At 42.2% G+C, this 13177-nt stretch carries 13 protein-coding genes; 6 read left to right on the top strand and 7 right to left on the bottom strand.

Features of this window, described 5'->3' with window-relative positions; translation table 11 throughout:
- Positions 1-158 precede the first annotated feature (158 nt).
- Positions 159-656: a lipocalin-like domain-containing protein gene (locus VK664_RS17830; protein ID WP_461400047.1), complete on the bottom strand. Its 498-nt coding sequence runs from the start codon at positions 654-656 to the stop codon at positions 159-161.
- A 232-nt stretch (positions 657-888) separates the two neighbouring features.
- On the opposite strand from VK664_RS17830, the gene VK664_RS17835 reads away from it, so the two are divergent.
- From VK664_RS17835 to rsgA, 5 genes are all read left to right on the top strand, one after another.
- Positions 889-1890: an AAA family ATPase gene (locus VK664_RS17835; RefSeq protein ID WP_461400048.1), complete on the top strand. Its 1002-nt coding sequence runs from the start codon at positions 889-891 to the stop codon at positions 1888-1890.
- Between the two features lie 39 nt (positions 1891-1929).
- The gene (locus VK664_RS17840; protein WP_461400049.1) at positions 1930-2802 is read left to right on the top strand and encodes a DUF58 domain-containing protein; all 873 of its coding nucleotides are present in this window, start codon (positions 1930-1932) and stop codon (positions 2800-2802) included.
- 3 nt (positions 2803-2805) lie between these two features.
- On the top strand, positions 2806-3753 hold the full coding sequence (locus VK664_RS17845) for a hypothetical protein (RefSeq protein WP_461400050.1): 948 nt from the start codon (positions 2806-2808) through the stop codon (positions 3751-3753).
- A gap of 107 nt (positions 3754-3860) precedes the next feature.
- Positions 3861-4868 carry a vWA domain-containing protein gene (locus VK664_RS17850; RefSeq protein ID WP_461400051.1) on the top strand — a complete coding sequence of 336 codons (1008 nt, stop codon included), beginning with the start codon at positions 3861-3863 and terminating at the stop codon, positions 4866-4868.
- Positions 4869-4886: 18 nt separating this feature from the next.
- Positions 4887-5813, top strand: coding sequence for a ribosome small subunit-dependent GTPase A (gene rsgA / locus VK664_RS17855; protein WP_461400052.1), 927 nt, complete (start codon positions 4887-4889; stop codon positions 5811-5813).
- Between the two features lie 88 nt (positions 5814-5901).
- Here rsgA and VK664_RS17860 read toward each other — a convergent pair whose 3' ends face one another.
- The 3 genes from VK664_RS17860 to VK664_RS17870 form a co-directional block, all read right to left on the bottom strand.
- On the bottom strand, positions 5902-6234 hold the full coding sequence (locus tag VK664_RS17860) for a DUF3630 family protein (RefSeq protein WP_461400053.1): 333 nt from the start codon (positions 6232-6234) through the stop codon (positions 5902-5904).
- Positions 6235-6297: 63 nt separating this feature from the next.
- Positions 6298-6459 carry a hypothetical protein gene (locus VK664_RS17865; RefSeq protein WP_461400054.1) on the bottom strand — a complete coding sequence of 54 codons (162 nt, stop codon included), beginning with the start codon at positions 6457-6459 and terminating at the stop codon, positions 6298-6300.
- A 53-nt stretch (positions 6460-6512) separates the two neighbouring features.
- On the bottom strand, positions 6513-7049 hold the full coding sequence (locus VK664_RS17870) for a gamma carbonic anhydrase family protein (protein ID WP_461400055.1): 537 nt from the start codon (positions 7047-7049) through the stop codon (positions 6513-6515).
- Between the two features lie 561 nt (positions 7050-7610).
- On the opposite strand from VK664_RS17870, the gene VK664_RS17875 reads away from it, so the two are divergent.
- On the top strand, positions 7611-8792 hold the full coding sequence (locus VK664_RS17875) for an aspartate aminotransferase family protein (protein ID WP_461400056.1): 1182 nt from the start codon (positions 7611-7613) through the stop codon (positions 8790-8792).
- Positions 8793-9118: 326 nt separating this feature from the next.
- Here VK664_RS17875 and VK664_RS17880 read toward each other — a convergent pair whose 3' ends face one another.
- The 3 genes from VK664_RS17880 to glpK all read right to left on the bottom strand — a co-directional run.
- A complete protein-coding gene (locus tag VK664_RS17880) occupies positions 9119-9835 on the bottom strand; it encodes an MIP/aquaporin family protein (RefSeq protein WP_461400057.1) in 717 nt (238 codons plus the stop codon).
- Between the two features lie 190 nt (positions 9836-10025).
- Complete coding sequence (locus tag VK664_RS17885) at positions 10026-11588, bottom strand: glycerol-3-phosphate dehydrogenase/oxidase (protein WP_461400058.1); 1563 nt, start codon at positions 11586-11588, stop codon at positions 10026-10028.
- Between the two features lie 253 nt (positions 11589-11841).
- Positions 11842-13177 (bottom strand): glycerol kinase GlpK (glpK, locus tag VK664_RS17890; protein WP_461400059.1); only part of this gene is annotated, 1336 nt, incomplete at its 5' end.

The following is a 13177-nucleotide window of genomic DNA, read 5'->3' on the forward strand; positions in this document are numbered from 1 at the left end:
GATCTTAAATTTAATAGTCTCAAATTCAATTGGACCTTAAGGTTCTGGTTGAATTTGAGACTTTCAATTGTAAGAAAATGCCTTAAGAAATTATCAGTACGTTAAAGAAATGTTTTTAATCCTATGATAACATTTCCGAAAGCCATGATACTTTTAGCTTAGTGCTTTAGCGTCAGAATAATATTTGCTGTACCTGTCGGGGAAATAATAGGAGGAACGCCATCTATTTCTCCCTTCAGAACCATGGAAGTTTCAGACAAGGACACTATCGTAACGTCCCCATCAACTCCTGCTACGATAGCCGTTGGAAAATTAATCACCGTCTCATTATTTTTGAAAGTCCAGGTAAATCCAATGGATTGAGGATCTGATGGGTCACACTTAGCAGGACCCTCATCAATAGTGCCTGTATTGTCAGCTTTGAAAGTGATCAGGTTGTCTCTTTCACAAGCTTCAAGTTCAGAATCGGGAACCGGGATGTCGCCTGTACCATCCTTATTAACGTCCAGGGAAGCCTTATCATATTTCCAGGCAGCCAGGGTAATTTTTTCAGTATTGGTTTTTTCTTTGTCTTTGTCATCGTCCTTGTCACAGGCCGTTAAACACATGCTACCGATTAAGAGCATTAATATCGACTGGGGAAACCTATTTTTCATAAACAGTTATTTATTATAAGGGGATTCGATCCTTTTTAACTGCCAGAACACTCTTTTATTGTGTTCGCCGGCTCATTAAAATGGCAAGATACAAGTTGATTTGCACTCAAACCGCTTTTTATGAGCCTTTTATCTACGCAAACAGTCATTGGCATTGGCTTTGTTTGTATTTTGCGTCCTTACAAGTTTTCCGATCTAAAGGCGAAATTATAAATACTCATAAATTCCAAGTATGGTTCTTACAGCCGATGATATCCGTCAGTTAAATGACAAAATTCAATATCAGAGTGTTTTCATAGACCGTCTCCGCGACGAGGTGGGCAGGGTGATAGTGGGACAGCATGGAATGCTTGACCGTTTACTTATCGGCCTGCTGAGCAATGGCCACGTATTGCTGGAAGGTGTTCCCGGGCTGGCCAAAACGCTGGCAATAAAATCCCTGGCACAGGCAATCCACGCCAAATTCAGCAGGATCCAGTTTACTCCCGACCTTTTACCGGCGGATGTGATCGGAACAATGATCTACAACCAGTCTAAAAACGAATTCATCGTAAGGCAGGGGCCGATTTTCGCCAACTTTATCCTTGCAGATGAAATAAACCGTGCGCCAGCCAAAGTTCAGAGCGCTTTACTGGAAGCAATGCAGGAAAGGCAGGTAACCATTGGCGACAAGACTTACAAACTTGATGAACCATTCCTGGTGCTCGCTACACAGAATCCCCTGGAACAGGAAGGAACTTATCCATTGCCTGAAGCACAACAGGACAGATTTATCATGAAAGTGATAGTAGACTATCCCACAAAAAAGGAAGAGCAAATGATCATTCGCCAGAACGTACAAGGGCTCAAAGGTCCTGAGGTTGGCCAGGTTGTTTCCATACAGGAGATTAATCAGGCGAAAGAACTGGTGAGAGCTGTCTATATGGATGAAAAGGTTGAAAATTATATACTCGATATCGTATTCGCAACCAGGTATCCTGAAAAATATAAGCTTGAAAAACTAAAGCCTTTGATCAGTTATGGTGGCTCACCACGGGCAAGTATAAATCTTGCTTTGGCTGCTAAAGCACAGGCTTTTTTGAATAAGAGAGGATTTGTTATCCCGGAAGATGTAAGAAGTATATCTAAGGAAGTGCTTCGCCATCGCCTCGGACTCACCTATGAAGCGGAGGCTGAAAATGTGAGTGTTGAAAACGTTATTGAGGAAATTTTAAAAGTGATACAAGTTCCATAATACAAAATCGATTGAAAATAGAAACGGGATGCAATCAATATGCTGACTACCGCCGAAATAATAAAAAAAGTTCGTGAGCTTGAGATAAAAAGCAAGAAGCTGACCCGTCACATTTTTACGGGTGAGTATCATAGTGCTTTCAAGGGCAGGGGTATGTTATTTAAGGAGGTGCGAGAATACAATCATGGCGATGATATCAGGTTTATTGATTGGAACGTTTCGGCGAGGTTCAACCATCCGTTCAGTAAAGTATTTGAAGAGGAAAGAGAGTTGACGGTCATGTTACTGGTTGATGTCAGTGCCAGCTCAATGTTTGGAACAACCCATGCCAGAAAAAAAGATCTGGTTACTGAGATTGGTGCGGTGCTGGCTTTTTCAGCGATCAGTAACAATGATAAGGTAGGAGTTATACTTTTCACGGACAAGGTTGAATTGTTTATTCCACCCAAAAAAGGCCGGGACCATGTTTTGTATATGGTAAGGTCGATGCTTACGTCTACGCCCAAACGAAAAGGTACGAGCCTCGGTGAAGCTTTGCGACGTTTTAATAACTCAACCCGTGAACGATCTATCACATTTATCCTGAGTGATTTCCTGGACAACAGTTTCGAGGACGCACTGAAGGTTGCAGGTAAGAAACATGATATTGTCGGTATAAAGGTTTATGACAAAATGGAAATGCGCCTTCCGGATATAGGAATGGTGGAAGTGGAAGATGCTGAAACTGGTAAAATTGCATTTGTTGATACCAGCGATGTCTCGGTGCGTGAACAGTATCAATCAGCCTTTTTTCAGCATACCGAATACTGCAAAACGGTTTTTCTGAAATCGGGATCGGATTTGTTGCATATAGCTACGGATGAAGATTATGTGAAAGTGTTAAAGAAGTTTTTTATAGGCAGGAACAAGTAGTACATGAATTTTTTCTTAAAACATATAGTTGCAGTTTTTTTATTGCTCACCATAGCGTTCTCCGCCAATAGCCAGGTGAGTGTTAAGGCTTCGGTTGACCGCGATAAGATCCTGATTGGCGAGCCAATAACATTAACCCTCCAGGCCTATACACCGCTCGGGGAATCTGTAACCTGGTTTGCCCTTGACACTATTCCACGTTTTGAATTTATCAGCAAGGGCAAGCTTGATACAATTGAAAATGTTGACAACAAAAAACTGGAGCAGACAGTTGTGATTACCAGTTTTGACTCCGGTATTGTTGTACTGCCTCCATTGGAAATGCAGGTTGGTGAGAGAATCTATCTTACAGACAGTATCCTGATAGATGTTGCTTATAAAAACTTTGATCCGGCAGCGGAATATAAAGACATCAAAGCGATAGAAGAAGTTGACGACAACACGACAGAATATATTCCCTGGATTATCGGTGCTGTTACATTAATAGCCATTGCTTTAATCGTCTGGCTGATGCGTAAGAAAAAGAAGGTGATACCGGGAACAGCTGCGAAGATACCCATGTTACCACCGTATGAGCAGGCAATGGAAGCATTGGCAAACCTCAAAACGATGGATTTAAGTCAGCCAGCTGCTGCAAAAAATTATTACACCGAACTCAATGATATCTTTCGTGTTTATGTTAACCGTACCATGGGTATAACTTCGCTGGAAAAAACCAATGATGAATTGATCCTCCAGTTAAGACAATCTGGTATGAGTAAAGACGGCTTCACGCGGCTTGCCCAAACTTTGAGGATGAGTGATTTTGTGAAGTTTGCCAGGTATCAGCCGGAACAGTCTGATAATGATCAAAACTGGGAAGTAATTAAAACCTCGATCAAATCACTTAACAATTTAAGTGAAACAAAAAATGATTCAAAAGAAACAACTAAATCGAAAGCGACTGCTTAAATATGATGATTTGCCCCGGTTGCTTAAAAGATTTTCTTAATAACAATCACGGGGAACATGAATTTAATCAGGGCTGAACATAACTTTCGGTAATAATAAACAAGACTTTGGTATACGATTGGTTTACAAATATTGATTTTGCTTATTCCTATTTATTTGGGTTGTTGCTGTTATTGCCATTGATGATCTACTGGTACATAGCCAAAACAAGTGAGTTGCAGGGAAAGCTTAAGGTTTCATCATTACAATCGTTCCGGAATAACCGGTCGTGGAAAAATCTATTTCGTCATGCGCCATTCGTTTTAAGGATGCTTGCTATGATTTGCATCGTCACGGCGTTGGCAAGACCCCAAACACGTAATGATGAGGAATTAAAAAGTGGCGAGGGCATCGACATCGTATTATGCATGGATGTGAGTGGTTCGATGCTGGCACAGGATTTTTCACCTAACAGGCTCGAAGCTTCAAAACAGGTTGCTGCCGAGTTTGTAGAAAACAGATCTACCGATCGGATCGGGCTGGTGATCTTTGCAGGTGAGAGTTTTACTGTCTCCCCCCTGACTACGGACAAGGCAATCCTGAAAAATCAGATCTTCAGTGCTCAAAGCAGTATACTGGCAGATGGTACCGCTATAGGAGATGGAATAACAACAAGTGTTGAAAGGTTGAAAGGCAGTGCAAATAAATCAAAGATCATAATCCTGCTCACAGATGGTGACAACCAGGGCGGATTAATAGATCCAACAGCTGCAAGGGAAATAGCAAAATCATATGGTATCAAAATTTATACTGTGGGTGTGGGTGGTGATGGTTATGCTCAGACACCTGTTCAGGGCAGCGGAGGTACCGTAGTAGTGCAGCGTCAAAAAGTGACAATCAATGAACCTTTGTTAAGAGATATTGCTGAGCAAACTGGTGGCTTGTACTTCAGGGCGCGTGACAATTCAAGCCTGCGCAGCATTTACCAGGAGATAGATAAGCTGGAAAAATCGAAAGTGGAGATCACTGCTTTAAGGAGATATACTGAACGGTTTCATCCGTTTGCGTTGGCTGCCATAATTTTGCTGATGCTGGAACTCCTCCTGCGCTTTACTGTATTAAAGAAATTTCCATAGCGGGATAAAAATGAAGGGATGAAAGCAACGATATACAAATCAACCGGGAGCTGGTATGTGACGAAGACCGCAGACGGGAAAATATTTAATGCCAGGATGAAGGGAATTTTCAAGCTTGATGGTATTACTTCTACCAATCCGATTGCTGTGGGTGATAAGGTAACCATGGAGATGGAAAATGAGTTGGAACATTCGGTTACTATCACGGAGATACTTCCACGAAAAAATTATATCAACCGCCAGTCGCCTCATAATAAGCATCAGCATCATATAGTTGCTGCCAATCTTGATCAGTCTATTCTTTTCGCCACATTAAAAGATCCAAAAACATCACAGGGATTCATCGATCGTTTCCTGGTTACCTGTGAAGCTTATCATGTGCCTGCTATCATCATTTTCAACAAGGCCGATCTTTACCGGAAAAAAGAGATGGAGAAGTTTGAAACACTTCAATCCATTTATGAATCAGTAGGATATAAGGTGATCCTGATGTCAATCGCAAACAAAACCGGTACCGATGAGGCCCGTGAGGCACTAGCAGGAAAGGTTACATTGATGAGTGGTCACTCGGGTGTCGGTAAGTCTTCCTTCATCAATACCATTTTTCCGGAACTAGGCCTAAAAACACAGGATGTCAGTGAATGGAGCGGAAAGGGTATGCATACAACCACATTTGCCGAGATGTTTGATATACCGGTAGGTGGCCAGATCATAGATACTCCGGGCTTACGTGAATTTGGCCTGGTGGATATTTCCAAACAGGAATTATCTCACTACTACCCGGAGATGCGTGTGCTGATTGGCGACTGCCAGTTTAATAATTGTCTTCATACTGATGAGCCGGGATGTGCAATAAAAAAGGCCCTGGAAGAGGGCCGTATTTCTGAAGAAAGATACGTAAGCTATTATAATATTCTCGAATCTATTGATGACAAAGGTTACTAGTTAGCTGATGCTTCATTGCTGACTCATCATTTTTGATCCTTTTAACTGATCCGTTATCCTTTAGAAAGCGTAACAGTGTAGCTATCCTTTAGGAAGCATAACGGCGTAGCGAATGTACCATCAATTTATTCTCCAGGAAATTTGCAACTTCTATTACAGCGTCATTTTCCCTTCGGGGTGCCTCGCGGAATTTGCGTGGATAAAGAGAGATACCAGTGTAAATGTTGTAATGTAGTGTAAGGATTGATCCTTTAAAATGAAAGTCCCAGGTCAGGGTGTCGAAGTCGTCTTCTTTGTTTTGAAATTTGATCTCAAGATCATCAGAAAGAATGTTGGCAACTTCGTAAAATCGTTTAAGGCCGCAATCATCATCGATAATGGCTTCCGTGCAACCAAAATCGGTACGGAGGGTTAGGCTCATAATGGTAGGATTTAGGGTGATTATTAAGGGGTCTGATTTCTTGGGGGAGGGGGAGTTGATGATTTAAGATTTGAACTTTTTTTGCTTCTTAACCTTTTCGCCGCTTAATAGTCTTTCTGCACCAACGGCGCCACTCGGACAACCATATTTCGGACTGCACGAAGACCCGAATATCAGCACACCTGCAAAAACGATAGAAAATAGGGCAAGACCGGTTGTTTTCATAAATTGTCTTTTCAGGTTAAGCGACAGATAAAACTATAAATATTAATTGGAAGTTACAAGTGCTCACTGTTCACCTGGTCACGGAACCAGTCTGAATAGCGAAGGTAATTTTCAGCTATCCTGTTGATTTCGCCACTGATATGAGCTTCTGAAATATCTTTAATTTTTTTTGCCGGTACGCCGGCGTATATGCTTCCTGGTTCAACAATCGTGCCTTCCAGCACCACTGCGCCGGCTGCAATGATAGAATTGCTGCCGATCTGGGCATTGTCCATTACGATGGCTCCCATACCAATCAGTACATTATCTGCCACAATACAACCATGTACAATAGCGTTGTGCCCGATTGATACGTTATTGCCTATGATCGCCTGGGTTTTTTTGAAGGTGCAATGAATAACTGCCCCGTCCTGTATATTCACCTTATTCCCGATACGAATGCTATTCACATCTCCTCTTACTACAGCATTGAACCAGATACTGCAGTCGTCGCCGGTTATAACATCACCTACTATTGTTGCGTTGGGTGCAAGAAAACAATTGGAACCAAATTGCGGATAAACATTTTCAACATGAAGTATAGTGGCCATTACCGGAAATTTAATGATAGTATGTGTGCAAATAATAATAGTATGAGTGCAAATATCCGACAAAATCGGCCAGGAGCTGAAAACCCCAGGAAAATAAAACTATCGTCAGAAAATCAGATCACCTGATAGAAATCAGGACAAACAACAGAACCAACAGGAAATTTAAAACAGTCGGCACAAAAGTTAAAGCAATAGGCACAAAAGTTAAAACAGTCGACAGAAAAATAAAATAGTCCACAAAAAATCAGAACAGCCAATTAGAAAATAAAAATAGCCGGTAAAAAATTAAACAGTAGACAAAAAATTAAAACAAACCTTTAAACATCTTTACAGAAATTTGTAGAGATGGCCTTTTCCGCATTTGGAGGTAAAGGTTCCGGTACCCTTTTATAAAATATCGGGTCTGTCATATTTGTATGAGTCATATTTGTATGTGTCATACTTGTATGGATCATACTTGTATGGATCATACTTGCAGGTGTCATACTTAGGAGTCATACTTAGGTGTCATACTTGCAGGTGTCATACTTGTATGTGTGGGCAGACAATAAAAATGTTCAGATGAATCAAAGAGAATTATTTCTAAAGCATATTGCACAGACTTCTCCTTCGCCTATCGGGCTCGAGATTGTAAAAGCAGAGGGCAGTTTGTTGTGGGATAAGAAAGGGAATGAGTATATCGATCTTATTGCCGGCATCAGTGTTTGTAATGTGGGTCATCGCCACAAAAATGTTACAAAGGCCATAAAAAAACAGGTAGATGAATACTTGCATATACTTGTATATGGTGAGATGATTGAAAGTCCTCAGGTACGATATGCGAAACAATTGACTGATCATCTGCCATCGTCGCTTAATACAGTTTATTTTACTAATTCGGGGGCAGAAGCGACAGAAGGTGCTATGAAGCTGGCTAAACGCGTAACAGGTCGTACCGGGATCATCGCATTCAATCAAAGCTATCATGGCTCTACCCAGGGAGCGCTTAGTATCATCGGGGATGAATATTGGCGGAATGCATTTCGTCCTTTGTTGCCTGGAATATTACATGAAGAATATAATTCAACTACTGCTGTTGACGCGATTACTGCTTCAACAGCCTGCGTAATATTAGAAACAGTACAGGCTGAGAAAGGTGTTATTGAGCCGGATATCAACTGGCTTATGGCTATCAGGGAAAAATGTAATGACACCGGTACGCTGATGGTGATGGATGAAATTCAGACTGGCTTCGGAAGAACCGGTACTGTCTGGGGTTTTGAGAGATATGGTATTATCCCTGATATTATTTTGTTAGGTAAAGCGCTTGGTGGCGGGATGCCGCTTGGGGCCTTTATTGCAGATAAAAAGCTGATGGATTTATTTACACATAGCCCTGTGCTTGGTCATATCACCACATTTGGTGGTCATCCTGTAAGTTGTGCCGCTGGCCTGGCCGCCTTCGAAGTTTTGTTGGATAAGGAACTGGTTAAGAAAATTGAAGCGAAACAGTCATTGTTCCAGCAGTTACTAGGGAATCTTGAAGGATGCCTGCTTAGATCTGTTGGCTTATTGATGGCCCTGGAATTTGAAAGTTTTGAGCTCAATAAGAAAGTGATTGATCGTTGCCTTGGTGATGGGGTATTGACTGACTGGTTTTTATTTGCACCTCATTGTATGCGGATTGCACCTCCTCTGACCATTTCAAAAAAAGAAATCAGGAAAGCTTGTGGAGTTATTCAGACTGCAATACGCAGTCTTTAGTTCCCGAGGAATATTAAGAATATTTTGTAAACAGGCATCTGTATCTTATTCATTCATCCAGGAGACCGCCTGATCAAGTCCTGTTTTATTAATTTTGAAAATGACCGCTATTTCAGTCAAAAGGGATGGTTTTTGGCTGAAATAGCGGTCATTTTAAAAAACATTTTTTTGAAACATTCCCTCAGCCACTACCGGCCACTACCAGCCACTACTTGCCGCTAACAGCCACTACCAGTCACTACCAGTCACTACCAGCCGCTACCTGAAAATCTGTTTTGAATGATATCATGACCGCTATCCGTTTTTTTGATTTTGGTTATTTGGTATCAGGCTGGGTTGATCAGCTGAAAAAGAAAAGCCGCGATGAATGCACCGACTATAGGGGCAACAACAGGTATCCAGGCATAAGCCCAGTCGCTGTTTCTTTTACCCCGGATCGGAAGAATAAAATGTGCAAGCCTCGGGGAAAGATCGCGGGCAGGATTTATTGCATAACCGGTTGGTCCACCTAGCGACAACCCGATGCCGATTACCAACAATGCAACCGGCAGAGCTTCAATTGTTCCAAGTTTTGTTTCAGGCTTTATAAATAACAGGGCTCCAAATACCAACACAAAAGTACCCACAACTTCGGTAACTATATTGTTTAAAGCGTTTCTTATGGAAGGTGAAGTGCAGAATACGCCGAGCTTGGTATCCGCATTTGTTGTTGCATCAAAATGTTGACGATAGCTTGCCCAAACAATCACTGCACCAACAAAAGCACCGAGAAACTGTGCACCCAGATAAGTCAGAACAAGAGATGAATCCAGTTTGCCCAGGTAAGCCATTGCGAGGGTGACCGCCGGGTTTAAATGGCCACTTCCGCCCAGGCTGACGGAGGTATATACACCCACAAATACCGCCATCCCCCAGCCAAAAGTGATGGACATCAATCCACCATTAAAACCTTTTGTTTTATCGAGGATAACATTGGCTACTACGCCATCTCCAAGAATAATTAATAACATCGTTCCGATGAATTCTCCGAGAAATGGGCTCATAAGCAATTTTTTAATTTTCGTATAGCAAGTGAAATTCCAGGTGGAAATTATAGAACATTATTGACACCTCGAATTAATTACACATTACTTCTTTGTAAAGCGATAATACTTCGTTGTTAAGGCAACATCACTTCTTTCCATGAGAAGCTTTACTTCGAGTGATGTCGGTTCTACTTCCTGAAAGAAAAGCTTACTTCTTTGGAAGATAAGACACTGCAATCCCTTTAAATGCCGTCAACTGTTTATCTATCCAGCTTTGATCATAGTTCAACTCCGCAGCCATCATTGTCGCTACCAACGGTGCTGCTTCAACAGCAGCTGCCGCATCCAAAAGTAGTGCCCTGGTTCTACGACTCAATGCATCTTCTACCGTCATACACATCTCATTTCTGACTGCCCAGATAATTTCACCTTTGCGATAAGGAAGGCGTTCATGGATCAGCGATCTTAATGAATCATCCTTCAACATTAAATCTTCGATCAAAGGAATGTCGGAACCGTAGTAATAATTTGTACCGGTTTCGGTAGCATGACTTTGACCACCATGTATGCTAAGATCGGTTGTAACACAATCCTTGTAAGGAAGCCTGGCCTGAACCGCTGCAGTGTTTACCGTATCTTCTGCCATTTTGCGATAAGTGGTCCATTTGCCACCAACAATACTTACCAGCCCCGAATCAGAAATTATTATCGAATGATCACGTGAGATCTCCGCGGTTTTTTTGGCTGAGTTTTTTACGAGCGGTCTCAGCCCTGAATAGATACTTCTTACATCATCAATAGATGGATCCTTGGTAAGATATCTTGCCGCATGCGTTATGAGAAATTCAATTTCTTCTTCCCTTGCCAGCGGTTCACTTAGGATATCATCAACCAGGGTATCGGTTGTTCCGACAATAATTTTCTGGTGCCATGGCACTGCGAATAATACTCTTCCATCATCAGTATGAGGTATCATTATAGCAGAAGTACCGGGAAGAAAAACCTTATCAAGCACGATATGAATACCCTGGCTTGGTGTGATGGTCGATTCCTTGCCGGGTTCATCCAGTTGCTGAATGCTATCTGAAAACACCCCCGTTGCATTAACAACCACCTTTGCTTTTATTTCAAAAGATCTGTTGCCGATCGTGTCATTCACTATTACTCCCGCGATATCGTTCCCTGATTTTATAAAAGAAGTAACATCAAAATAATTGAGCACAACAGCACCCTGTTCAATAGCCGTTTGAGCAAGGTTAAGTGCCAGCCTTGAATCATCAAACTGTCCGTCCTGATACATCACACCACCACGCAATCCTTCGGGATCCAGTGTGGGTGCGTATTCCAGGACCTCCTCGGTTGAGAGCCATTGGGAGGCCCCGAGGCCAAGACTGCCGCTCATCCAATCATACACTTTCAAACCTAGCCCATAAAACGGACCTTCCCACCATTTATAATTTGGAACAATGAAAGATTGGTTTTTGACAAGATGTGGTGCATTCTTTTTCATGATACCTCTTTCTTTCAGGGCATCCATGACGAGTTTTATATTTCCTTGTTGCAGATATCTTACACCGCCATGAACAAGTTTCGTAGAACGGGAAGAAGTGCCTTTGGCGAAATCAAATTTTTCAAGCAGCACTGTTTTATAGCCACGCGAAGCAGCATCAACCGCGATCCCCAGCCCCGAAGCACCACCACCAATTATACAAATATCCCAGGTTCCATTGTACTGGTCAAGCTGGCTGACCAACTCTTGTCTTCTTATCATTTAAATAAAATCAGATTATTAGAACTTTTCATTTAACACTTTTCGTATATACTTTCTAACAGTTACTAACATTTACTATCAATTACTATCAGTTACAGTCTGTTACTATCAGCTACTGTCATTTACTATCAGTTATTATGAATGTCTACAAATTTTCTATCACTATAATTAATCAACTAATCAATTAATCAACTTCACTTACCACTTACCACTCACCACTTACCACTAAAACTCATAACTCATAACTCATCACTCATTTATCGTCTGCCCACGCAATGCTGGCTTTAACAGCACGCTGCCATCCTTTGATCAATTTTTGAACCTGTTCATCAGGCATGGCCGGTTTAAAAGCCTTATCCTCCTGCCATTGTTTCTGGATCTCGGGAATACTGTCCCAGTAGCCAATCGCAAGACCAGCCAGGTAAGCTGCGCCCAGGGCGGTAGTTTCAGTCACTTTCGGACGTATAACCGGTACACCCAGGATATCTGATTGAAATTGCATCAGCAGGTTATTGATTGTTGCACCACCATCAACTCTTAATTCTTTGATAGAAATCCCAGAATCGGCTTCCATCGCCTTAAGAACATCCATAGTCTGGTAAGCAATACTCTCCAACGCCGCCAGCGCTATATGATTTTTAGATGTGCCACGCGTTAAACCAAATACTGCACCTCTTGCATGCTGGTTCCAGTGCGGGGCTCCAAGGCCGGCAAATGCAGGAACAAAATAAATTCCATCGTTGTCCTTTGCTCTCGAAGCCAGTGCCTCAATTTCAGAAGCATTACGGAGAACCTGCAATTCATCACGCAGCCATTGCACCACGGCACCTGCTATAAATATGCTTCCTTCCAGCGCATACTCTACCTTGTTATGAAGTTTCCAGGCAACAGTTGTCAGGAGATTATTTTTTGAAACCACCGCCTTTTCACCGGTATGCATCAGCATAAAACAACCGGTGCCATAAGTATTTTTGACCATACCCGGGTTAGTACACATCTGGCCAAACAGGGCCGCCTGCTGATCACCTGCGATACCCGAGATAGGAATATTAGCATTGTTTACGACTGCATCGGTTACACCATATGTTTTACTTGATGCTTTCACTTCGGGCAACATCTTGACCGGGATATTGAAAAGTTTCAGCAACTCCTGGTCCCATTCACAGCTATGAATATTCAGCAACATCGTTCGGGATGCATTGCTGACATCAGTAACATGAACCTTTCTGCCGGTTAGTTTCCAAACGAGCCAGCTATCAACCGTACCAAAAAGAAGGTCGCCGTTTTCAGCTTTCGTCCTGGCGCCACTCACATTATCGAGTATCCATTTTAGTTTGGTGGCTGAAAAATATGCGTCGGTCACCAGGCCGGTTTTTTGCTGGATCATAGGTGAATGACCACTTGCTTTTAGCTCGTCACAATATGCCGCTGTGCGCCTGTCCTGCCACACAATGGCATTATAAACAGCATGGCCGGTGTGCCGGTCCCAGACAATGGTAGTTTCCCGTTGATTGGTAATTCCGATCGCGGCAACACCATCTGTTTTGATGCCTGCCTTAGCCAGCACTTCAGCCATAACACTGAACTGG

It is taken from the genome of Flavitalea sp. (assembly GCF_035489435.1).
Taxonomy (GTDB): Bacteria; Bacteroidota; Bacteroidia; order Chitinophagales; family Chitinophagaceae; genus DATHKG01.